Annotated in this window: 25 protein-coding genes; 20 read left to right on the top strand and 5 right to left on the bottom strand. The window is 46.3% G+C overall.

All coding sequences use genetic code 11. The features are described 5' to 3' along the window. Window positions 1-8: 8 nt before the first annotated feature. Window positions 9-2,129, bottom strand: coding sequence for a portal protein (locus tag L2672_RS09745; protein WP_248995661.1), 2,121 nt, complete (start codon window positions 2,127-2,129; stop codon window positions 9-11). 80 nt (window positions 2,130-2,209) lie between these two features. Here L2672_RS09745 and L2672_RS09740 point away from each other — a divergent pair, with 80 nt between their 5' ends. Further along, complete coding sequence (locus L2672_RS09740; RefSeq protein WP_248995660.1) at window positions 2,210-2,533, top strand: hypothetical protein; 324 nt, start codon at window positions 2,210-2,212, stop codon at window positions 2,531-2,533. 90 nt (window positions 2,534-2,623) lie between these two features. Continuing rightward, window positions 2,624-3,271, top strand: a complete 648-nt coding sequence (locus L2672_RS09735) for a DUF5677 domain-containing protein (RefSeq protein ID WP_248995659.1) — start codon at window positions 2,624-2,626, stop codon at window positions 3,269-3,271. Here the strand turns inward: L2672_RS09735 and L2672_RS09730 are convergent. The 3 genes from L2672_RS09730 to L2672_RS09720 form a co-directional block, all read right to left on the bottom strand. After that, the gene (locus tag L2672_RS09730; protein WP_248995658.1) at window positions 3,256-3,561 is read right to left on the bottom strand and encodes a hypothetical protein; all 306 of its coding nucleotides are present in this window, start codon (window positions 3,559-3,561) and stop codon (window positions 3,256-3,258) included. The two genes, L2672_RS09735 and L2672_RS09730, sit on opposite strands and share 16 nt — an antisense overlap. A gap of 200 nt (window positions 3,562-3,761) precedes the next feature. After that, window positions 3,762-5,273 (bottom strand): phage terminase large subunit, encoded by a 1,512-nt coding sequence (terL, locus tag L2672_RS09725; RefSeq protein WP_248995657.1) that lies wholly within the window; start codon window positions 5,271-5,273, stop codon window positions 3,762-3,764. A 235-nt stretch (window positions 5,274-5,508) separates the two neighbouring features. Beyond that, a complete protein-coding gene (locus L2672_RS09720; protein ID WP_248995656.1) occupies window positions 5,509-6,006 on the bottom strand; it encodes a hypothetical protein in 498 nt (165 codons plus the stop codon). A gap of 469 nt (window positions 6,007-6,475) precedes the next feature. Here L2672_RS09720 and L2672_RS09715 point away from each other — a divergent pair, with 469 nt between their 5' ends. The 4 genes from L2672_RS09715 to L2672_RS09700 all read left to right on the top strand — a co-directional run bounded on the left by L2672_RS09715 (window position 6,476) and on the right by L2672_RS09700 (window position 9,983). Further along, a complete protein-coding gene (locus L2672_RS09715) occupies window positions 6,476-8,203 on the top strand; it encodes a hypothetical protein (protein WP_248995655.1) in 1,728 nt (575 codons plus the stop codon). Window positions 8,204-8,276: 73 nt separating this feature from the next. After that, entirely contained in the window at window positions 8,277-8,696 is a 420-nt protein-coding gene (locus tag L2672_RS09710) for a hypothetical protein (protein ID WP_248995654.1), read from the top strand. Between the two features lie 810 nt (window positions 8,697-9,506). Continuing rightward, window positions 9,507-9,677 carry a hypothetical protein gene (locus L2672_RS09705; RefSeq protein ID WP_248995653.1) on the top strand — a complete coding sequence of 57 codons (171 nt, stop codon included), beginning with the start codon at window positions 9,507-9,509 and terminating at the stop codon, window positions 9,675-9,677. A 3-nt stretch (window positions 9,678-9,680) separates the two neighbouring features. Continuing rightward, window positions 9,681-9,983 carry a hypothetical protein gene (locus L2672_RS09700; RefSeq protein ID WP_248995652.1) on the top strand — a complete coding sequence of 101 codons (303 nt, stop codon included), beginning with the start codon at window positions 9,681-9,683 and terminating at the stop codon, window positions 9,981-9,983. Window positions 9,984-9,986: 3 nt separating this feature from the next. On the opposite strand, the gene L2672_RS09695 is transcribed toward L2672_RS09700, so the two are convergent. Next, on the bottom strand, window positions 9,987-10,535 hold the full coding sequence (locus tag L2672_RS09695) for a hypothetical protein (protein ID WP_248995651.1): 549 nt from the start codon (window positions 10,533-10,535) through the stop codon (window positions 9,987-9,989). Window positions 10,536-11,733: 1,198 nt separating this feature from the next. Here L2672_RS09695 and L2672_RS09690 point away from each other — a divergent pair. The 14 genes from L2672_RS09690 to L2672_RS09625 all read left to right on the top strand — a co-directional run bounded on the left by L2672_RS09690 (window position 11,734) and on the right by L2672_RS09625 (window position 23,796). After that, window positions 11,734-12,165 carry a hypothetical protein gene (locus L2672_RS09690; protein WP_248995650.1) on the top strand — a complete coding sequence of 144 codons (432 nt, stop codon included), beginning with the start codon at window positions 11,734-11,736 and terminating at the stop codon, window positions 12,163-12,165. Window positions 12,166-12,178: 13 nt separating this feature from the next. Further along, on the top strand, window positions 12,179-12,736 hold the full coding sequence (locus tag L2672_RS09685; protein WP_248995649.1) for a hypothetical protein: 558 nt from the start codon (window positions 12,179-12,181) through the stop codon (window positions 12,734-12,736). A 25-nt stretch (window positions 12,737-12,761) separates the two neighbouring features. After that, a complete protein-coding gene (locus L2672_RS09680; protein ID WP_248995648.1) occupies window positions 12,762-13,100 on the top strand; it encodes a hypothetical protein in 339 nt (112 codons plus the stop codon). Window positions 13,101-13,139: 39 nt separating this feature from the next. Beyond that, window positions 13,140-13,703, top strand: coding sequence for a hypothetical protein (locus L2672_RS09675; protein WP_248995647.1), 564 nt, complete (start codon window positions 13,140-13,142; stop codon window positions 13,701-13,703). Window positions 13,704-13,713: 10 nt separating this feature from the next. Then, the gene (locus tag L2672_RS09670; RefSeq protein WP_248995646.1) at window positions 13,714-14,067 is read left to right on the top strand and encodes a hypothetical protein; all 354 of its coding nucleotides are present in this window, start codon (window positions 13,714-13,716) and stop codon (window positions 14,065-14,067) included. A gap of 36 nt (window positions 14,068-14,103) precedes the next feature. After that, window positions 14,104-14,544: a hypothetical protein gene (locus tag L2672_RS09665; protein WP_248995645.1), complete on the top strand. Its 441-nt coding sequence runs from the start codon at window positions 14,104-14,106 to the stop codon at window positions 14,542-14,544. Between the two features lie 40 nt (window positions 14,545-14,584). Beyond that, on the top strand, window positions 14,585-15,184 hold the full coding sequence (locus tag L2672_RS09660) for a hypothetical protein (protein ID WP_248995644.1): 600 nt from the start codon (window positions 14,585-14,587) through the stop codon (window positions 15,182-15,184). A gap of 9 nt (window positions 15,185-15,193) precedes the next feature. After that, window positions 15,194-17,263 carry a DNA polymerase gene (locus L2672_RS09655; protein ID WP_248995643.1) on the top strand — a complete coding sequence of 690 codons (2,070 nt, stop codon included), beginning with the start codon at window positions 15,194-15,196 and terminating at the stop codon, window positions 17,261-17,263. A gap of 97 nt (window positions 17,264-17,360) precedes the next feature. Then, window positions 17,361-18,059, top strand: coding sequence for a coiled-coil domain-containing protein (locus L2672_RS09650; protein WP_248995642.1), 699 nt, complete (start codon window positions 17,361-17,363; stop codon window positions 18,057-18,059). Window positions 18,060-18,127: 68 nt separating this feature from the next. Continuing rightward, window positions 18,128-18,424: a hypothetical protein gene (locus L2672_RS09645; protein ID WP_248995641.1), complete on the top strand. Its 297-nt coding sequence runs from the start codon at window positions 18,128-18,130 to the stop codon at window positions 18,422-18,424. Beyond that, a complete protein-coding gene (locus L2672_RS09640) occupies window positions 18,424-18,753 on the top strand; it encodes a hypothetical protein (RefSeq protein ID WP_248995640.1) in 330 nt (109 codons plus the stop codon). The genes L2672_RS09645 and L2672_RS09640 overlap by 1 nt, the downstream gene beginning before the upstream one ends. Next, on the top strand, window positions 18,722-19,615 hold the full coding sequence (locus L2672_RS09635; protein WP_248995639.1) for a DUF932 domain-containing protein: 894 nt from the start codon (window positions 18,722-18,724) through the stop codon (window positions 19,613-19,615). Before L2672_RS09640 ends, L2672_RS09635 begins: the two co-directional genes overlap by 32 nt. A gap of 137 nt (window positions 19,616-19,752) precedes the next feature. Further along, window positions 19,753-20,904, top strand: coding sequence for an ATP-dependent DNA ligase (locus tag L2672_RS09630; protein ID WP_248995638.1), 1,152 nt, complete (start codon window positions 19,753-19,755; stop codon window positions 20,902-20,904). A gap of 261 nt (window positions 20,905-21,165) precedes the next feature. Next, on the top strand, window positions 21,166-23,796 hold the full coding sequence (locus tag L2672_RS09625) for a primase-helicase family protein (RefSeq protein WP_248995637.1): 2,631 nt from the start codon (window positions 21,166-21,168) through the stop codon (window positions 23,794-23,796). Window position 23,797: the final 1 nt, after the last annotated feature.

Here is a 23,797-nt window from a genome sequence, read left to right as displayed (position 1 = left end):
TTCCTATGTTAGCGTTTCGGGGTTTCACTTTTGGGGGTCTTTTTATCCGCAAATGACAAATCCATAGACTTCATTGCCACTTGGGACGCAATACGTTTATCAGTAAGGTTATTTTGGTTACTGTGACTTCTTGCGGCCAAAGCAATACGTAGGGACAACTCTTGCTCTTTCTGCTTACGGGCTTCAGAAAGTTTGAACATTTCCATTTGTGCCTCGTTGTAACCCTCAAGCGAATCAGCACGAGCCATTTTCTCTTTGGCCGTAGCCAAGGCCACTTGAATCTCTGCATCAATGGTTTCGATTTCTTTTTGGAGTAGACGAACTTGATGTTCAGCCTGCATTTGCTGTAACGCTGCCTCCTCCTCGGAAAGCTCACCAAACCCTTGGCTGTTTTTAAGGAACTCAGCAATTTCACTACGTTTAGTTAAATTACTGTATTGAACAAGCACATAGTCAGGGATAGCTATACCAAGCTCTCGCATACGTAGTGCTTCCTCAAACTCCTTGTCATAAAGCGTTCCATCAGCAGGTCGGTAATCAACCGCCACTGAATACTTGCCAAGCGTTACGTCATAAAGAATCTCACCATCTTCTGACGGTACATTGATGCCATATTGCTGCTCCTCGTCCTCGCCAATGATGCTGTCATCGGTCATGGAGAAATAACGCTCCTCGACATAAAAATCTTGGACTAGCTCAAGCACTTTGCGGAGTACATTTAGCCTCGCTCTGCGCAAGTTACTTAGCACCACTGAGATTTGTACCTGACCACGAACAATCGACTTCTCTTGGGCTAGACCCGATTGGTCTGCTCGACTTGCGCCAAGCATTGAGGCATTAACTGCTGACACCTCACGAATGGTCGATGATGCCTTTTGGCTAATTCGGTCAATGCCCGTGGGGATCTGATTTGGCGTGATTTTCTCAGGTCGGCTAGCACCTTTGGCGTGAACCAAAACAAGGCCAGTTTCTGCCCCGCGCTCCTCAAGCTCGTCCTCGTCCATGTTGGTGAGACTCCCCTCCTCAACAACCCAGCCTGAGTTAGCGGTGGTATTAACGATGTGTAGCTCCTGCGAGCTAGTCTTGTTGAGTAGGTTTTGTGGATCAATCAAATTGTCCACGACACCAAATGGTCGGCCTCTACGGAAATATGGGAAGAATGGCACAATGGTGAAACTGCGGTACAACGACCAATCATCATGAAGTAGCACTCGGTCAACAGACGTAGTGATTCGCACTCTGCGCATCTTACGTTTCGCAACCATAGCATTGTAAAGTGGTGCGTTTTGCTTCGCTTCTTCCTCTGAGGTGGTCATTGGGATTGGGCGAACATCACCAGTAACAACGTCTACATAACAAAGCTGCTCACACAGTTTATAGTGCTGGCGTTCGATAACGCGCACTCGTCTTAACTTGCCTCGTTCTTCTGGGTCTGTGGTCTGGGCTTCCTCACCACCAAAGGTTTCAGCGAAGTAATCAAAGTTTTCTACGTCATGGTAGCTCTGCCCCTCTGACATTGAGCGTATACGTTCAGCAGCTTTAAAGCCGTACTCAACCTCAATATCCTCAACAGTCATCCAACGGCTAATGAATACCTCATTCCATGTGGTCGGGTCCATTTCTTTAGCTTCTTTATCAATGACAACCTCAAGTGGGTTCTCCAAAGAAATAGCCACCTCACCGAAAGCGTTATTGGCGAAACTTAGACGAATATCAAAGAAGCCTCGGCCTCCAATAATGCCATCACTGAATACTCGCTCCTCGGTATCGTCATAGTCGTTGTCATTCAATATGCAACGAGTAATCTTGTTCAAACGAAATGCGGTATCCTCATGCCCTTTACTGGTTGCACGGAATATTGGCTCAACCTTACGGTCTAACTGCTCACCAATGATGGCATTCACAGTTGATAAAATCAGGTTAAGTGTCAGTGCTGGGCGACCCTCAGCCTCTAATGTCGCTTTGTCTTCAGCTTTCCATTGCTCACCTGCGTAGAATTTATCATTACGCTGTGCGCGCTCAACATAAGAGGTATGTTCACCTTTGTACGCATCAGCAAAACGAGCGTAGTTATCCAACGCAATACTGTCAGCGTCTTTGAGTTCACGATGTTTCTTGTCTTTACCCATCAAAAAGCCCACAAATTGATAAGTGTTACTTATATTGTATAATAACAGTAATACTAATACTTTTGAAACAGTGATACAACATGGCCGCTAAAGATGAACAACCAATTCAGTTACAAGGGTTCTTCAACCAAATCCTGCAAGGCGTGATCATTGCATCACTCGTATGGGTTGGTGGGAAGATAGACAGAAGTAGTGACGGGCTTACCGCAGCACGAATTGAACTGACCCACGTAAAAGAAACACTCAAGACTCTTGCCGAAGATAGGGACAACATTGTCGCTGGTATGAAAGGTATATCACTCAACGAAGAACGCTTACGTCAGAATGATATGCGCATACAAGAAATGACTAGCAGGGTTTATGCCTTAGAAAAAATAGTCATGGAACTATCAAAAAATCACTAATATGCCCTCGCATGGCCTCAAGGTCTTGGCACTAAAATGCAGTAGTGTTACGTTAGCCATTCACTTAGCTGACATAAAAACAAGGTCGTTATGCGTCCAAAAACACCACTGAACAACGAAATGCAAAAACTGCTCCGAGTCCGTGATGAAAAATTCCAGCACTTAACTTACAATGACCTGCAAGAGAAATACATCCTCGCTTTGAGTATTAGGGTATCTGAACTCTGCTGTGATGCTGTTGCGTTAATACGAAGCAGGCGGCTTAATGCTGTTCCAACCATCTTGCGCTCTGCATTGGAGTCATTCGCTGACTTGGCGTGCTGCATAGAATATGCAGACCACCACGAAGCCATGACGAAAGATCAAAAATCAAGAGGCAAAAAGTTATTGGAGGCTTTCGAGGATAAAACTGATAAAAGGTATGCAAAAGACCCCGATCAAATGAGTGTATGGAGTCGCTTTAAGAAAGCAGGTTTAGCAGATGAGTTCAACAAGTGTTACGCATACTTGTCATTGGCTGCGCATGGTAACATAGCAAGCCTAATACAAAACTCGACTGACTATAACGTTGTGATAGGCTCTGTATATGACGAAGAAACAGCCGTAATGCATCACACACTAGCACTTAACATGGCGGCACAGGCTATAAGGATAACTTTAGAACGTTTTAACACTGGCCAAGACGTAAAAAACTACTTAGAGAGCGTAGAAAAAATGGTTGTTCAAAAAGACTCATAACAATCCACAACCCATTTATTTACGAACTCTTTTTTAGTGTGCTCAACATGGCTATCAACCGTAGTCATGGTATGTTTGTACGCCTCTAGCGTAACATCTCTAGCGACACCCTCCAAAACTTCCTCACCAAGTTCATTTATATCCCTCAAAACTTCATTAAGTGACACCCCTTCATACCTTTTATTTATGGCCATCCCTGCAAAAATCTCGACCACCGTACACACAAAATTTTCACGCTGCTCTAGTGTCAAAGGATCAGATTGTACCTTACCCGTAAACGCAAAAATCATGACCAATGCCAATAGCATTCTAACCATTTAAAATTTCTCTGAGGTGTCAATTAAATTAGGCGCGGAGAATACCACTACGGTTTAGTTATTAACCAGCCTAATGCACGTAAAAACTAGCCTAGGCAACACTCCTCTAACATATATGGATTTAGTTTTATCTGGCGTATGTATAGACGTTATCAGTCTGTTATAAAGGACAACTAAGCCGCCATGCTCGACTTGTGGCGACCTTTACCGCCACCAAATTTACGTACCTTGTCCAAGAACGACTTTTTACGTGGCGCTTTAGGTGCTCGCTTAATACCAAACATCATCAACATCTGACCAATCCATGCCAAGGCATCCACAATATCGTCATTACGGCCTAACGGGAATTTCATCAACTCATTGAACAATGCTGACATCCAAGGCGTTGACTCAATAGTAGGGAAGAACACTTTCCCCTGCTCCATACGCCCCTGAATCGGCCTCGCCCTTGTCCCTTTGTCCTTACCGCGAGTCGGCAGTTTCTGGTAACGCAAACGCACTTTACGCTCCTGCTCTGCCTTTTGGATAAACGGCTCAAGGGTAAGCTCAATCTGACCTGTCTCGATACCAAAAATCTCTGGCTTATACTTAATCTGTGTCTCAAACAGGTTGTCAATAATCGCCAACGAGTTCCAACGTCCCCGTTTCATATCCAGTACCCAAATATTCTCGTCACGGTCAACACCAACTATCACAATGACTGAAAAGTCACTCGTCTGCTTAGTCGAAATCGCCAAGTCAGCCGCAGCATAAATACGTAACTCCGACAAAGGCGGTCTGTCCTTTGGATGGTAATAACGCATCATATCCTGCGTAAAGTAATCACCGTCCTCACTCACTGGCCTCTGCTGATAAAGTGCCTCCCAATCTCGCGGGATAAGCGTTCTCTTAATACGCATTAGGGCTTCAATTGGGTAGCGGTCAGGATGTAGCGCCTCGCCTGCTCTCCTGTACTTCTCGTCCTCAATCGCTATCGCTGGGTACTCAACCAAGTCCCACTTATCAACGTCAGCCGCCAAGTCCACCCCAGCCTCTGCCGCTTCTCGCTCGGCATCTGCCAGTACCGATAGCAACCAGCCTGATAGGTCATCTTCGTGCCAACGGGTCTGAATAATCAAAATCCCGCCCCCAGGTGCAAGACGGGTATAGAATGTCGATGAATACCAATCCTTAATCTTCTGGCGGGTAGTCTCAGATTCCGCTTCCTCGCGGTTTTTCACAGGGTCATCAATAATACCAATGTGCGCACCACGACCTGTTACTGGGCCACCCACACCCGCAGCGGTAAAACCGCCACCTTTAGTCGTTGCCCATTTCTTCACTGACTTAGTAGCAGGGTCAAGCCTTGTCTTAAACGCAGCCTTGAACTTGTCCTCCTCAATCAAGTCACGGCACTTTCGGCTAAAGTCCTCTGCTAAGTCACCAGAATACGATGACACGATAATCTCATGTTCCGCATGTCGGCCTAAGTGCCAAGAAGGGAATGTTTTTGAACCAATCTCACTTTTACCGTGTCGGGGCGGCATAGTGATCATCAACCTAGGCGATTTACCCTCAACCACATCCTGCGAGAACTTTTCCAGACGCATACAAATGTCAGCATGAACCCAACCAGCCATGTAATCCCGATTATGGCGCTTAATAAATGGCAACAAACGCCTACGAACCAAGGCACGTTCGGCCAACTCCTTTTTGGCCTCCTCTTTCTTGTCGAACTCGGCCTTTTTAGCTGCACGGTTCTCACGTTTAGCCTGCTTATTCTCTTTAACAACACGGTCTTTTTCAGCCTCAATGCGCTTCACTTCCTCAGTGTTGTTCGGCTGGACAAACACACCCAAATGCTTGGCACACTCAATACACAAATCCTTGTTGTACATCATGTGATGCGGGATAGTGGCTAGGCACTCGTCACAAATAGCCTTATTCATCATCGGCCACCATGTAATCATCAGGCGACAGTGATATATCCTGCCCAGCTATACGTAACAACTCCTCGTCATCAAGAACCTCAAGCTGTCCTCGGTTGGTGATAACGACCTCTTTCTTCTCAGGTGTCGCTAACCCGTGCAATTTAACAAGTGAGTCAGTCGCCCGAATCTTATCAGCCGTAGTCTCACTGGTCGCATGTGCCTCAAGGTACATCAAGGTCGCATCGTCCTTTGTAAAATCAATTGAACCTGCACCAATCGCAATTTGCCTCTGCATTTCACGCGCATAAGCAATCGCCATATTCACGTCCTCACGCTGGGACAACATAGCAACTGCCTTAACTGGGTTCTCATAATTTGCTGAACGAGCCGCAGCAGTTGGATTTAACCCCTGCGCTCTGCGCTGAACATATATTTCTTCTTGGGAGGTAAGCTGCCCAATGCCAACGTCTGAGTATTGGGCGCTGATTGTGCTGAGATTAGTAGTCATCGTTACGCCATATAAAAACAGTGTTACTAATAATAAATAATAGTAACACTACTAATAACAGCTAATCAATCTGCGCCAAAGTCGAAAATACTGGGGAAAATTTATAAAAAAATTTTTTACGAAAAACGATTTTGAGTTTTCCAAAATCAATCGCCCAGAGGAAAGCGCCATTCGGAATAAGTTATTTATCAAAAGTCGATTTGTTCAGGAATAAGTAACGGGTGTTAAAGGTGGGGGAATAAGTGCCACTGGTTGAGATTTGAGATGTATGGGTCGTCTGGTAGGTGGGGCACTCGGTTCTTTTTCGATTCTCCGCACAGAGTTTGAATCAGAACTGATTGAACCTACTTCGGAGTCCCAAATCTTTAATCAGGGCACTTTGCCCAAAGACCTGCTCGGTCAGTAGAGCGAGGCACAGAGGGAGTAGCAGCTCCCGTCTGTGCAAGTCATTGATAAGGAAACGTTACCTATGACTAAATTAATCTTAAAACCAATCGCAAAGAAAGTAAACACCCTAGCAGCCAACAAAGCAAAACTAAAAGATATTAGCGTTATCAACCACGTAGACAACAAAAACCTATCTATTGCCAACGAGGTTTTACTTACGCTAAGTGCTAAAGACTTCGCCACAGTTATCGCAAATGACTTAGACAGATGTAACCTTGCTGGCTACTCAACATATGGCTTTATCTCAAGCCTTGGTTGGGGGCTAAAGTTCGCCCTTAGCAGCCTAACACGCACATTAACCAACGACTTCTCATTGTTCGTCTGCACTCTAGTGGACAAGCGAAACAAAGAGAATGGTACAGACATTGGTGTAAAGGCATTGGATGCCAAAGATGCCAAGGCCATTGCCGAACGTGCCACTAAGATTGCCAATACAGTTGAGGACTTGTACACGGAGTATGAGTTCCACGCAGAAGCCATTAGCAATATGTCACCAATGGGCTTCGAATTACACCCATTCATGCGCAGAATCGAGGCGAGTTACCAACTCAACAACGACCTTGATGGCGACGAACAGTGGGAAGATGAAGCGGAAGACTTCACCATTGATGGCGTAGAGGAGCAATACAGAGCCGAACGCTACCTACGTGAAATCGAGGAGATAATGGCACCAAGTCAAGGCGCACAGTGGCGCAAGGCAAATGTCACAGCAGCCCGTGACGCTGAACCCAAAGCCGTTTATGAGGCTGTAACCAAAGAGGAGTTTATCCATGACTTAGTAGGTCGTAGCATGGACGAACACCGCAAAATCGCCTCATTCGCCACTTGGAAAGCCATAGGTAGTTTAATCGAACGTTTACACCAACGTTATGGCCAACCAGTAGAGAACAAAGGCCAAGTGAAGCGTATCGCCAGCCGTGACATGCTTCTGCAAATGTTCCCTGATGGTGTACCAACCAAGAAGTTGAGCTTAATCCTTAAACTTCGCAACAAACGTTGGGCGGTTAAAACTCAAATCCAATACTTAACAGACCGTATCAACTGGTTAAGTCAACGCATCGACCAACTAGACGCTGATGCAGCACAAGAGACTATTGCCTCAGTGCAAAATGCTGACAACATCGACCGTCTGAACGAGGCAGAGATTGACCTAGCCAACGCATTAGCTCAAGAGAAAATGCTTGATACTTGGATGCCAGAGTTTGACCGCTTGTTGGCCTTGGCTGACTTGAGAGATCAAGAAACTGGCGAGAAGTTCACTCCACCAATGTTCTCTTTCTACTCAAACTTTGACGTAATCGAGTTCGTAGCTCGTCAAGTCAAAGCCAAGAAACGCCTAGAGGGGCTAAATCTTACTGAGAAAATGGCACGTACCGAGGCTGAACGGATGCTTGGCAATCCACAGGCATCAACGTTCACCACAGTGCGCCCAACGGTGGATTCTGTAACTGGTGAAATCAAAGACAAGCCTGTAAAAATCCACAGCTTGTCGTTCTTTGAGGACACCGACTACACAGAGCTAGCAAAACGCCTAGGCGACATTAGACGTAAACATGCTCAGACCGACAAAGCTCAACAAGTGCTTCGTATGCTTGCCGCTACTCACAAGCAAATGGGCATGAAGAACAAGAAAGTCACCACTGCAATGGTCGATGACTTAATGAGTTCATTTGATGATGCTCGCTTTGCACATCTGGACACATTCGAGTCTGAAAAAATCCAAATGGACGCAGCAGGTGTAAGACTTTAACCAGAAAGTCATACTCAAGGTCACTTAGGTGGCCTTTATGGATGGCTTTTCAACACTTACTAAGGAGACAAACATGAAAACATTCGACCTAAACGCGCTAGACGCAATCATGGACATTGAGCCTGCAACCGACTTTGAGAAAGAGTTTGATATTGATTTTGAAACCTCAACCTCAGACAACACACCAAAAGAGCGCATTCGTGCATACTCAAAGCGTTATTATGAATGGATTGGTACAGCCGCCAGCAAGTTACGTGATGCACTTGGCATCAAGAAACTAGAACCTGTTGGCAAGTATGATTGCTGCCCAAAATGCGAGGGTGACAAGTTCATATTCATACGCAACAAAGGTCGCCATGTGCCTTGTGCTCGTTGTAGCGGCAAAGGTTACGTCACTGAGCAAGACAAAGCCCGGCATAATGCTTACTTAACACGTAAATCTATGGGCAAACTGTCAATGACCTTTAACCATTACCTACGCCCTGCTGCCTAACACTGGCTAGGTAACACCTGCGCATATCACTTCCCTTAATGCGTGTCCCTGCCCCCTAATCTCTGCTTACAAAACCCATTCAAAAATGGGCTTTTTCCTTAGTCCAACTATGGCGCGAAATTGTGGCTGCCCTGCGGCCTGCCGTCCGTCCCCGCGCGTGAAAAGAAAAAGCAGCGCGGTGAGAACGTGAGTCCGTGAGGAGTGAGAACGTGAGAGGTGAAAGCGTGAGTGATTAATTATTAATGATTACTTGTCAATTAGTCATTAACGAGTGGCAAGTGTCGATTGGCAAGTGTCGGTTGTCGATTGGCAAGTGTTCGCTGTTGGATAGTGGGCAATTCGGGAGTTCGGGTAAGCAAGGTCATATGCAAAATAGCGTGTATCTCGTGCAAGTAAGGGAATGGGAATTGGGTTTGGGTCAGTCAGCGTGGTTGATTCGCTGGAAAGTTTGTTTGTTTACCCGCCCTCAGTTCTGCATGTACACATGTACTACGCACAGATTTATCACGGCCGCCTGACAAGAGAGTTGACGCTCGCATCGGGGAGCCTCGCTCCGCTCGGAGCGCTCCCCTGCGACCGTCAACTGTTGCGGCTGCGTGATCCCTTGCACTAGGTCCAAGTGTCCAAGCAGCCCTGACTTCGGGACACAAAAAATTTCCATCGACTCACCCCCGCAGACCGACCGCCATTTGGGGATTGCCTCTTTATTGCGCCTCCTTGTTAGGGAAGCGGTGATACAAGTTTTTTTAATAGTCTTGATTAGCCCCTGCTGGTCAACCATCAACCATCAACCATTAAGGAATAAAGATTATGGAGCTAGCCACATTCAATCACCTTTTGAATCGCGCCAACGACCACTTGAGTGTATTGGCCGAGTGCGGAGCAGATGCCGCAACCATCACTCAGCACGTAGCCTTAATCACCAGCAACCTTTGTAGCGAGTTGCACGTATCCTTGTTACCTAACACGTTAGAGGTGTAAGCCATGACCAGCATGACACGCAGCGCGTTACTTGCGCAGTTAACGAGCCACTTTGAGGATTTACCTTTATTCAGCGCTGAATGCGCATTAAGTCCGAACATTGACAAGCGTGTGTTGGGAGAGATGATCAACAATCGCACATTCACCATCAAAGAACTCACATCACAGCTCGCCCTTGTACTTGGCGTGAACGTCATCGAAGATTGCCCGAACGCAACAGGCGAAATGACACAAGAACGTGCGCGACTAGTCTCTAATTTCTACACCTATTGCGGGTTCGACCAACTGCCGCGTAACGTGGGCTAGTTGTTACGTTTTCGTTTTTTCGCGCCAATCTGAGTCGTTGTCCATGCGCACACGCCCTCTTGCAACAAGGTCTTCATTGCGTTCTGCCTTCAATGAGGGGTACAGAACTGATATTTTTTGGCCGTTATGGGTGAGCATAAACATGCCTTTAAAGTTGCCGAAACCATCCAAACTACCATACCAAATAGCTATCTCATACAGTGGAAGTGGGAATTCGCGAATGGCTTCTGCTTGACGGTAGAGTATGTTGGACTCTCTACGGAGTTTGAACCAGCAGATGCCGAATCCGATAACTGCCATGTAACCTGCGACCAGCAATGGCCCAGCCTCGGCGAGCGTTTCCCAAAAGAAGCTGCCATTCTCTCTGTCATAAATAGGTATAACGCACAGGGCAAGACAAAACCAAAACGCAATACGAAACTTGCGCGCAGACTCACTTACACTCCAAGCATCATCAAGAATCCGCCCACTCTCCACTCCTCGTTTCTCAATAAAGTTAAGTTCGTCCTCATTGAGTGGCTTAGGGAGGAAATCTTTAATGTGTTTGGACATACGAGTCTCTTAGCAAAGGTTAAGTGCCGAATATTAGCTTCGCGGATTATACACACTGGACAGAGGGCAATCCGTGACCTGCCTCCAACAATTGTTCATTAGCATGAACACTCGTCCACAAATACGTACAACGTAGCCAGAAACAAGGCCGCGAAACACGTAATACGCATTGACTAAAACCCAATGAAAAATACGCGATAATCGCTACACAGCGCTTGCTGGTGATGAGTTCTTTTGTTGGGGGGTTATGGGTAGCTGACAAGGGTTAAAGGCTGCTTAAAACGCGATACAGGAGCTTGAGCCTCTAATAAGGCTGTCCAACATTCTTGGACAGAGGGTGGACAATGCTGGACAAAGGCCAAAAATCACTTATTAATCAGCACGTTACAAGCTGGCACACTCTGGACACGCAACAACCCGAAAACACGTAAGCTATTGATTGCCATCAAGTTTTCACCCAAATAGGCCAAAATCAAATTGTTGGACAGACTAAATACTTGATACGTAATAAGTTTTTTGGCGCTGTCCAACAATCCAAGAATTTGACGCGAAATTCCAGTTATATATAGAAAAAATATTATTACGTAACACGTAGCCGATTTATTTTTTCCTCGCGTGTAACTAAAAATTCGTTAAATTGTTGGACAAAGGTGGACAGAGCGTTGTAACACGTTGAATGTAAAAGGAAAAACACTTGTCCAACAATAATTACACCTGCTTGTGGGATCATGGACAAAACACTGTTTTTTCTCTTTATATTCAATAGCTTATAGCGTGTCCAACATCGTGTCCAACAATTTTTTCGTTGTTGGACAAAAAACAAAAACTGCTCAATAAATAGCCAAAATTAACCGTTTTTTGCCCGTTGACAAAATTTTATTAGTGATTTACTGTTATCCCTGTTAAATAACTCAGGTCTTATTTTAACAGTGCGCCCTAATAGTGGTGCGCTTTTTATTTGTCTACTGATAACAGTATTACTAATAAATAACTAATAATTAATACCTGTTAACCACTGTTACAAACCGTTGGAGGATGCCCAGCATGGAGCAAGACAGACAGAGCAATGCCCCGTTACACCCAATCGTGTATGCCCTACTCGCTTGCGTAATAACTGTCCTGTATCACCAGTTCGAGGTGCGGGATGTTTACAGCCCTGAATACAGAGCGCCCCAACCAGACAAAGAAATGAGGCTAAATGATGACTATCGACCAACAAGTTATCCCCCTTTTGAAGCGTATCAGTGCCGACTTACAAGTGGTGGTGAATGCGTTATCCACGGCAACCAATACGCAGCAAGTGACCCCTGCCCTGCAGCCACCATCTGCAATGGAGATAGTGTTACCCAAGCCGTTGAACATTGAGCTACTTCGCAAGCACATCGACTTTTGCCCATTCACTAACACGTACCACTGGGCAAAAGGCATGGCGAAAGGCCGTGCATTAGGCGGCAGTAAGTACAAAAGCAAACGTGGTGAGCCGCTAGTGAAGTTCCAAGGCGAGTTCTACCCATTAGGTGTTGTGGCCTACGCCTACCAAACAGGCCAATACGCCCCTGTCGTGGGGTACAGAGATAGTGATGTGAACAACATCGAGTTAGACAACCTAGTGCCAGAGGGCATTGGGTAGGGAGAAAGAGACTATGGCAAGACTAAATAAACCATTCAAACAAAAACCTGATGCGCCTTACTACGACCGTGGTTGGTACTTATTCGAGATTGCTAAGTGCGCGTTGAATGTTAGAGGTGAGCCTTACGTCAACATGCGCTGTATCGGCTCGCACGATGGCAGACGCATTAACAGTTATTACCCTTTCAACTTTTTCATTGAGGCAGATTCACCTAAACAACGTGACCTGCACACCAACCTATTAAGTGGCCTGACTCGTGCGTTAGGTATTGACGAGCTTGTTGATACTGACCAAATCGAGCAAGGCGCTAAGGTCGCTGTGCATTTTAGCCGTGCAGGTTACAGCCCGTTGCCCCAGTTCCACAACGAGGAGCGTTTTAATGGGTTACTCGCCCCTAACAAGCGCACCGTTGACCAGAATACGACACCAGAGGTAGAGGAGCACCCTGTCCCGCCACTGGATGCGTATGAGTTTGATGTGTTCGGAGAAGAAAGTAACCCGTTCAAATCAGACCCTCTTGATTCGTTCTTTGACGAGAGCGAGTTTGACCCTAAATCTGATGCTGCCTAAGCAGCGTGTAATAAGGACAGAAAGTATGGAATTTCCAACCCAAGCGGAGCACCAAGTCCAATTTGGCAAGCTAAAAGAGCTATTTAGCGATTGCCGCTCACCAGAGAGTATTGGCTTATTACTGTCTACTGCAATATCCATTGCGCTAGTTCGCCTTGAAACGCCTTTTTTGGTGAACAATGAGAAGCCTGAGTTAAGTGACAAACAGAAACTGTTAACCATGTCTATCGTCCGTGCTTCTTACGACACAGGCATAAACTCTGCCGATGTACTACGCGAGCAGTTAGTGACAGCCATTAATGAAGATCGGGCAAATGACATTGTTGCCCAGGCATTAGCAACTGCCAGAAAACAATCGGCCTAAATCCCCTATCCCTCAACCATTAATATAAGGAAAAAAACCATGTCTGATAACAACAATAAAGAACTGAATACCGAGGTTGAGCGTTGCCAAAAGATAGCGCGAATCTTCTCTGAAGCAAAAAATGTAAAAGACATCATTGCCATGTTAACCGCAGCCTTTGTTGGGGCTACAGCCGTGCACCACTTGTCCCGCCTTGACCAAATGGAGGCGAAAATTAATATCGACCTGCTAGATGTGGTCGCTAGCGGTGACACTGACAACATAATCCGCAACATTCTTGGAGAGCACGTTTTAGAGGCTATCCAGCCAGAGCATTTCGAGTTCAGCCATCAGATAAAAGTATTCCAAGAATTTGTCAATCTTGCGTCCGATGAGTCATTCCAGCAAGAGTCTGGCGTTCGTGACGCAATGAGTAGTGAAGCTGCGCTCATGTTGAGCCGAGTCATACGAGAAAAAGTTGCTGAACACCTTATAGATGCCATTGAGTCTGGAAAACTGGACTCTGACAGAGTTAGCGCCTTTAAGCTCGACAGAGAGACAGGCGAGTTCACCCAAGTAAAAGCCAAAGAAGAACAAGCGCCCCACACAGGGACGTACCACTAGGAGTTAATCAATGCTTAAAAAGATTGGACAACTTATCTCAGACATTCAAACAAGTGCGCATCATGCTCGGCAGTTGGCGTTAATTGATGATCGCCTAACGCTACTCGAAACCGCAGTGAAACGTGCCCATGAACGATTAGACCTCACCAACCAGCGAATATGCCACATCGAGCACTACCTAGGACTGAGACACCATTCATTCGCCCCTAGCGAGGATGCGTGGGACTTCTATCAGGTGCGAAATGATGTGCAAAAAGGTAAACGTCCAGAATCAAAGTATTTCGCAGCAATGCGTAAGAAAAACGCAGCAAGTGCCGAGCATAGACACGGTACACGTAAAAGAAAACACGCCAAGGCCGCCTAGCCTTGGCATCCCTTAACCAATCAGTAGAGGTGATTTATGCACACCAAACTTATTGTAAATGTAGGTATGCCCGTAAAGGTACTCAAGAAAGCTCACACATTAGGTAGTCAGACGCAGGTGTTAGTCGGCACAGTGGTGGCCGTTACACCTTTTGACTCGCAAGAGGTTTACACCTTATCGCTAATGAACCCTAACGACTTATACAACCCAATCATACGTCTGGACATAACCGATGCAAACCGTGGTGATTACGAGATTTCAATCACCACTAAAGCAGAAGTGTATACCGTGCAGCAGTTAATTCTGAATGAGTTAAATGCGCAAAAAGACGCTGCCCAAGATGCGTTGAACAACATTACCAACCGCTTAAAGCTGATGGAAACTGACTCAACAGCCTTGTTAGACCGCATGGTGTCTGCTCCAGCACCTGCACCTTTAGCGTCGCCCGCTCCTGCACCCCAGTTCAGTGCCGCTTAACTTTAACCCCTTGTCTCAAACCTAATATGGGAAATTTGATATGAAACCGACAGTCAATTATCAAGTGCCATTGAAACTTAAAAAAGGAATGCGTTACTCCGCAGCCGTAGCAGCCGCTATTGCCGTTGGATTCTCACACGCAGCAATGGCCGAGCCACTTAACCAAGCGAAAGAAGACTTGCGCGCAGCCACGGCAGACTTAATCAATGCGCTTAACCGTGCATCGGGGGCAGAGTCGCTTAACCCTGATGCAGATTACTTTCACAACCTCATTCACCGAGCCAAGTCACTGACATTCCAAGATGGTGAGATAACCCTTGATGTGCCAGAGGACACCGTTCTGTATGTCATGGCAGGTGCGCCTTATGACGCAGCCAAGGGCAAGGTTGATGTGTCAGAGCTAACGTTGCTGGATGGGATCTCCCCACTAGCCAGCGTAGTTGCTGAGAAAGTTGCGGCATTCAAAGCTATCTATGTAGAGATAGAGGACAAGCAGGAACGTTTGTACTTCGAGCTGCAGAAAATGCCATCACTTAGCGCCATTTTGAAACGCTATCCAGATGCCATTTATTACATGCCAAAAGATATGGTCGAGCCTGCCCAGTGTGAGTCGCTCGATGCCTTGTTGAAATCAGCATAAGGGAACATTATGGACATTACTCAATATCAAGCTGTCATTGAGCAAGTAAAGCGTACTTTCAAGCTAGACGTCATCTTATTCCTCGACTTTGAAACCTTTTACCAGACACGTAAGAATGCTTCAGGTAAAGCCATGTCATTAACCAAGATGACCTATGCAGAGTATATCTTTGACCCACGTTTTCATGTCACAGGCTTAGGTGTAGCCGAAGATATGGGCGAAATCCGCTACATGCACAAGCCCGATGATGTGTCAGCGTGGGTTGATGATATTCGAGCGCGGCAAACAGCCGGTGAACGAATTGGTATTTGTGCTCACAACACCCCGTTCGATGGTGCGGTGTCGTTCTGGCATTTAGGGTTACGTTTTGATGCTTACTTTGACACCAAAGCCCTACGCACCTTACTCAAACCGACCGCTTCATCCTCGCTAAAGACCTGTGCCCTTGAACAGTGGCCAGATGACGAGTCACTGCATAAAGGTGGTGAAGAATTGGTAAGTGTTGATGGTGTGCCTTATGAGTACATCACCGCAGAGCAGCACGAGAACCTAGCGAAATACTGTAAACAGGACACCAACTTGATGCGCAGACTGTTCGCTATTTACGTCCAGCGTGTACAAGAGTTAATGGGTTCTCAATGCTTACACAATGAATTGTTTGCTATCCATATCACCGTGCGTGGTCACGTTGAGCCTCAGTTCTGTATTAATGATGACTTGCTCAATGAAGTCGTCGAAGATGAAACGGTTAACAAGAGTGAAGCCGTTGTTGAGGCCATTGAATACCTTAAAGGTGTCATTGGCGAGAAAGCGAATAACCTTGATGCTAAATCCTTTTCAAGTAACGAGCAGTACGCCACCGTATTAACGATGCTGGGTATTAAAGTACCTATGAAAATCTCACCCACTACAGCACAGCTAACCCCTGCGTTGGGTAAAGATGACCCTAAATACGTCAAGATGATGATTGAACACTCACAGCATGAAAAGGTTTACAAGGCCAGACGCTTAATCAAAAGTACCATTGCCCTATCTCGCGCCCAGCGCATGTTGGACGTTGCCGACAAGTTCCGCACAGCAGGTTTCCCCGATGCCTGTATGCCATTCTTTTTGAATTACTACGGGGCAGACCAAACGGGTCGATGGTCAGGTGGACAGAAGCTTAACCAACAGAATAACACCCGTGGTGGTAAGCACCGTTTGTCGATGGAAGCACCACCAATCCATGTTATTAGCGTGTGTGACCTATCCAACATCGAGTTACGTGTGAACTTATGGTTCAGTGGACAGACTGACTTACTCGAAGAATTTGCCTGCAATCCTGACTTTGACTTGTATTCAAGCATGGCTGCGAGCATCTTCAACAAGCCAATTAACAAAAAAGAGAACCCTGATGAGCGCCAAATGGGTAAGGCTGCATCACTTGGCCTAGGTTTCGGCATGGGTTGGTTTGGTTTCCAAGAATACTTAGCATCTGGGCCACTTGGCATGGAGCCGATGTTCGTTGACGATGCCTTTGCGAAAAAGGTTAAGAACAGCTACGAGTCTAAGCACCCTGCCATCGTTGCTATGTGGCACTACGTACAGAGCGTGGTCATCCCTACCCTAATTAATGGTGGTGAGGTGTACTTTGGCGCGAACAACTTATTCAAGGCTGAAAAGGACAAAATCACATTACCTAGTGGTCGAATCCTACATTATCCAAACGCCCGTTATGAGGTGAAAGAGGACGCAAGAGGCTTATCAACTCGTGTGCTTTTCGATTCCTCGAAACGTAACCGTTGGGGTAAGCCAGTACCAAAGAATATGTGGTTCGGGCTAATTGTTGAGAACATTGTTCAAGCGACCGCCCGTGACATTCTCCTTGACCAGAAAGTGCGTATTGAGGAAATGCTCCAACGCACCGAGCAAGGTTGGGTAATGGGTAGTGTTCACGATGAAGTGTTATCTGCAGTACGCGAATCCATTGCTGATGATGCCCATGCAAGCATTGAAGAAATCATGTCAACGCCCCCTCGCTGGGCAGTAGGTATTCCCCTAGCTAACGAAGGCGGCTGGGCTAAGGAATACTCGAAATAACTTCCCGTTAATCTTAATTATTACGTGGGTGCAATGGCGTGAACCACTCTAAAAGCTCGCCTATAGATAGCAGTAACACTAATAAAAGGTTATTAGTATGAATATGAATTTTGATGAATTAATCCAAGCGTTAATTAACCTACACAACCAAGATGCCGTTGAGTTCAACGCAGCCTGCGACACCATTGACTCATTAGAAAGCGTAGTCAAAGAACAAGGCCAAGCTCTTGAGAAACAAGAGTCCTTGTTGAGTAAGCAGGATGTTGTGATCAACACAGCCATCACCACAAAACAAAAAGATGATGCCGAACTGAAACAATTACGTGCCGAGGTGCGAGAGCTACGCGCCCTTGACCCGAAACGCTTAGAACGAGTCAACAAAGAGCAGAAAGCCCGTATTGCCAAACTCAAAGCGGATTTGGAAATCAGTGAACGTGGCCGTAAAGCCTCTGATAAAGAGCTACGTGATATACGCAGCGAAGTGAGAAAGACAGGCACATTGCCGTTTTACTCAGACCCGAAATCCAAGAACACCATTCGTTTCATTAACCACTTTATGACACCTGACAATGACTACGAAGCTGTCCCAAACTCGCCCGTAGTTGAGTTTTTCCATGCCGACCGAGGCATTACCCGCCAAGGATTCCTCGGCACTGACGGGGAAATTGTATGGTGTGATGCCCGAAATAGTCTGCCAAACGCCACAGAATCCAATATCGCCAAGACGGAGATTTTAGATTACTGCAGGCAGCACAAAATTAAGACCAAATTCAAATCAAAGAGAGCAGCCGCATGAGCAACAATTACGCGAAGAACCAACCCACTGTCGTGTTTTACTGGGACGAGCACGGTGATGATGAACCCATGATACTGAACAACGACTCAGGCGAACCACATGTATTCGCTAACTTTACCGAGGCTGCTAAACACGTAGCCAATTTTGTTGAGCCAGAAAAGCACCGCCACATCCTGTATGCCAATGAAACCCCTGTCATGGGCGCAGGTGATGTTGAGGACACTAATGGAGCTAAATGCCTCAAGTGTGGCGGTCAACTTGTGCTGTCTAACAAGCAATGCGTTTCCGAAGTACCTGGCATGGGACGCTTGGCTGTTGACCTGCATGAGTGCCCCACCTGTGACCCCAAAGAAAGGAGACATTAATGCAACCTATTTTGAAATCCATGCGGTCGCTCAAGGCCGCTATGACACTTGGCTCTCGTTGGAGAACCACCTACTACCCAGCTTTTGGTGAGTTCAAACCAACAAGAACCATAGAACGTGCTGTTCAGCATGTACAAAGTAACGCAGTGCAGTTTGAGCCTGAAAATGAGCAGAGCCAAGGTTCATGGCTGTACTTTGAGAAAGCCGCCAACTTCCGATTCCCAAGCCCAGATAAAGCACAACTTTTGCTTGGTAACCGTGTTGTTGCCACCTATGAATATCTAGGAGAAAGCCAACATGACAGTAGTTCAATTAAACAGTGCGCGTAATGTTCGCACCTTACACAATCGCAATGTCACCGCCCTTTCGGATGACATTTTCTTTCCCGTTGAACAAGTGCCACTGGCTCAGTTAACAGGGCTGAGTGACAGAGGCCAAACCGCCATTGTGCGCAGAGACACCAACACTGTGTTAGCTGTACACGGTAAGACCTACAAGCTAACCACGAATGAAAGTATTTATAACGGCATCAATCAAATCATTGAACGCTGCCCAACCCTCGATACCAACGGGTTGATAATACGTGATCAAACCGCCTACGCAGGTGGACGAACAGTGCGCTCATACATTTTCCCGGAGCACAAAATCAACATAGGTACAGGCGACGTAACCAACCTACGCATCAACGTACTGAATAGCTATGACGGCTCATGCAACCTGCAAGTATTAGTTGGCGGTTACCGCATAGTCTGTGCAAACGGAATGGTTGTTGGGGAGCACCTAACCAAGACCAGTAAACGCCATACCTCAGTGCTAGACATACCACGAGTAGGTATTCAAATCGCAGCCGCGCTTAACAACTTCGAGAAAGAGGGAGAACGTTGGCGCATCTGGGCACAAACAAGCATCACAGAAAAACAGGCCATTGACCTCATTGAACAACACGTTGGCTTTGATAAGCATGGCGAGTGTAAATCAGAGTCGATGCGTCAAGACCTGATTAACTTCTGGACGGACGAACGTGGCGAAATAGGCCGCAACCTTTGGGCACTGTTCAATGCCCTAACCTACTGGTCAACCCATGCTGATATTAAAGGGGCAAGTGAGCCGAACCGAGCAGCCGTGATTGTTGAACGGGAACGTAAGGTAGCCAAAACCCTTAACCAACCATTATTCGCTGTCGCTGCATGATTTACCTAATGGATAACGGCAACGAGTTGTACTTCCCCTCACTTGGAAGCGCACTCGAATACGCCCACGAACACGGCCTAAAAGTGGTTCGCTGTTTAGGCCGAACTGTATAACAACTAATAAAGAGAGAAAGCATTATGTCTGCTGCAATTGCATATGAAAAACGATTATTCAAAGTTCACTCAAATGGCAAGGTTGGGGATTGGTTGATCCAAGTTGCTGCCAATGATGATGGAACAGCAACCCTTAAACGTCTATCTACCAAGGTGATTGGTGGTAAACCAGTAGAAACAGTCACTAACATCACCAAAGGCAAAAACATTGGCCGTGCCAATGAAACCAGCCCTATTGAACAAGCTCTAAGCGAGGCCAAGAGCAAAGTATCTAAACAGCTTGATAAAGGTTACGTAGAAGAAATCCCTGCTGAGGGCAGTCAAGTCAGTAACAGCTTAGGGCTTGCCATGCCAATGCTGGCAAAACCAATCGAAAAGGTAAAAAGCTGGGCATTCCCTATTATCGCCCAACCGAAGCTGGATGGTCACCGCATGTTAGCGACAGTAAACGAGCAGCAAGAAGTGGTGCTGTACAGTCGCAAAGGTAAACCAATGAATATTCCCCATATTGCCGCAGAGTTAGCCGAGCTATACGAATCTGGGCGCTGGGATGGGCAAACCCTAGATGGTGAGTTATATCACCACGGCACAGCATTACAGACCATTTCATCATGGGCTAAACGCTTACAGCCAGACACCGCCAAATTACGTTATCACGTTTATGACATAGTGCTGCGCAACATTCCCTATGCAGAGCGTGACGGGTTGCTAACTAATATTTTTGCTGGGGCAAACACCAAGGCCATTACCCTAGTCTATGGGTACGTCCTACATAACCAAGAGCAGCTTAACCATCTCCACCAGACCAATATCAATGACGGTTATGAGGGCACAATGGTTCGCTGGGGTGATGCGGGTTATGAGGACGGTAAACGTTCATCTTCGCTACTTAAAGTTAAAGACTTTCAGGACGCGGAGTTTACGATTACAGGTTACGCCCTTGGCAAGCCCTACATTCGACCTGAACGTGAATACCAAGTCCCCGTGTTCCAATGCACAACAGAAAATGGGAAGACATTTGATGTGACTGCACATGGCACGATGGAAGAAAAAGACCAGATAGCACAAGACATTGAGCGTTATATTGGTCGAAAATTAACAGTGAAATTCTTCAACTTAACACCTGATGGAATCCCTTTCTTACCTGTTGCATTGCGTTTTTATGATGAATTATAGTAGTAATACTGTTATATTTTTATAACTAATTACTACTAAATAAGGGTGAATGTTAACTATGCCTGATTTTATTGATTCCAGTGTTGAGAAAGAAAGTTTAATCCTCCGCTCTCAAATACAGAGGGCACGGCACATCAATAAGAACGAAAGGCTGAACCCAAAGGGGCTTTGCTACTACTGCGAAGCCCCGCTGACCAATGAGGGACAGTTGTTTTGTGACCTTGATTGTAGTTCCGACTATGAGAAATATGTGAGGCGAGCATGAAGTTACAGTTTATAGCTGCTCACCATAAAGTTGGCCCACTCCGAAAGGAACTGGGTCTTTCTGATGGTGGCACTAGGTCTTACCCACTGGCTGCAAAAGTAACCTCTTACACCGAAGAATTTGATGCAAACTTAGGTGTCAAAGCTTACAGGGATTTGTTAGCAAAACACGCAATGCACGGACGTGCGCTATATCGTGGTGTATTCACTAAAGACTTAGTTAATGAATCGCGCAGAGACAAAACAGACAAAAGCGCAAAAACCGAGTTTTTAGTATTAGATATTGATGGCCTTAAAGTGGAGGACGGCTTACGTCAAAACGCAACCGCGACCCATGTTAAGGCCGAGGCAGAGCGGGTTATCGCAATGCTGCCCCAAGCACTACACAACGTTTCTTACGTAGCCGTAGCAAGCAGCAGCTTTGGCTTGAAAGAAAAATCGTTAAGCGTTCATATCCACTTTCTATTAGATAAGCCTTATGACTTTAGACTTATCAAAGATTGGACAACCTCGCTTAATTATACCCAACAAGATATTTATGAGTGCTTAGGGTTAACGGCTTCAAAAATGCGGATAAGTTCAGTTGTTGACCCCTGTCTAGCTGAACCTGCGCGAGTGGTTTATATCGCCCCGCCTCTTTTTGGGCCAAGACTGAAAAACCCATTCAATGATGATTCTCAGCGTTTCGTAGCCGTTGAAAAAGATAAACCCCTATTCAACCTTGGTGACGAGTTAACTGAGCTTGATTCAAAAATGGACATTGTGGCTGGCAGACGAGACAGCTTGTTGCGTGAACTCCAACAAGCCGCAGGGATTCCAGCGCGCAAGGTTAAGTTCCAACGGATGCGTATCAATGGCCGTGAGCAAAGTGTGGCTATCAACCCGCCCGAAGCTCGTATGTCATTGGCCTATGAGGACAACGAATTTGTCCGATACAACATAGGCGCGGGGTCAAATAACGCCTACTGGGTATTCAAAAGCAACCCAGAAATCGTACACAGCTTTATCCCAGACGAGCCACCATTCTTATTCAAAGAGGCCGATGCCGAAGCCTACGCCAGACACGTAGAGCAGTTTGGTGGTGGTTTTGAGAAAGTGGTCGATGCTGAGGCAGGTGTAACACGTAAAATCCAACGCTCAGTGTTCATTGACCAAACCACAGATTCCTATACCACGCTGGAAGTGGATATTGAGAACAATGAGATTGTTGAGCTAAACCCACGCCAGAACGCTAAGGTCGCTGAGGAATGGCTATCTTATTACGGTGTGGTTGTTCCAGACCCTGTTCCCCCTAAATACGTAGTGATGGAGCCGCAACGCGAAGAAGTTCAATTTCGCATCGGTGACAAAGAGTACGTGAACCGATTCAAGCCAACAAAGTACATGGCAGCCAAAGAGGAACACCCCTACTCAGACACACTACGCTACGGGAGCGGTTGGCTACTGACTGTGGAATGTCCAATCATTTCAGAAGTCATTTTGCACATGCTAGGTGACGATTTTGAGTGTTTCGAGCACTTTGTTAATTGGCTAGCGTTCATATTCCAAACCAAAGACAAAGCTGGCACAGCATGGCTAGTCCACGGTGAGGAGGGAACAGGTAAAGGTTTATTCTTCCATCAAGTCCTATCCAAGCTGTTCGGTACTGACTACGCAGTACAGAACACCCTACAAGGGATTGCAGATGACCAATTCAACGGATGGATGGAAGATGCAATGGTACTCATGGTTGACGAGTTCAACATGAAAGGCGCATCAGTCGGTAACCGCAGAGCCGCAGCCTTGTTACGTAACCTTATCACTGAGCCAATGTTCATGGTAAGGCGTATGCAGCAAATGCAACGCAGAGCGCGACAAAGACTGAATTTCATCTTTGGTACTAACGATTTTGACGCAATGCAAACCAGCGATAAAAGACGCTACAACATTGCCGTTCGCCAAAGTCGAATGCTGAAAATGCGCATACCCGCAATTGCCCAAGATTGGGACGGTTTCATTGCCGCCCTAGAGCCAGAACTCCCCCGCTTCGCTCGTTTCCTCAAAGCATTCAATGTGAATAAACAGATGGTCAGCACCATCTTGGATAACGAGGCCAAACACGAAATGCAAGCTGCTGGTATGTCAGCCGCAGAGCGTTTCTTCGACCACATCAAACGTGGCGACTTTGGTGCGTTCATCGGCATCTTGGATAAGCCAGCCGCAGGGTTAGAAGCCAAAGAATTACTCGCACTTAACCGGGTAAAAACTTTTGTTACCGCCTGTTTGGAGTACGTCAACACAGGTGAACCCTGCTACATACTCAAGGATGACCTACGCATGGTCTACAGCTACTTGGCAAGTAAAGAGGTCAGTGACAACGCCTTTGGACGCATGATGCCGACCACTGAACTGAAAGTTAAACGCCATGAGCGACCAGTGGGTTCGATGAAGCCACTACATACTCGACCACGCTGTATTGAAGTCTACTGGACTTACGATGACAAAGAAGTGCTCGAGCTAATCCGCAGAGCAAATGCACCACTCCCCACCAATGTTTCACCATTCGGTCAGCCCCAACAAGCTGACGAAATTGCTATGGCTGAAGAACGCATAAAAGCAGAAGCCAAAGCAGCGTTAGAAAGAGGTTAAT

The organism is Shewanella gaetbuli (assembly GCF_023284065.1).
In the GTDB taxonomy this organism is placed as follows: Bacteria; Pseudomonadota; Gammaproteobacteria; order Enterobacterales; family Shewanellaceae; genus Shewanella; species Shewanella gaetbuli.
This window is presented reverse-complemented; position numbering and strand designations above follow the sequence as displayed.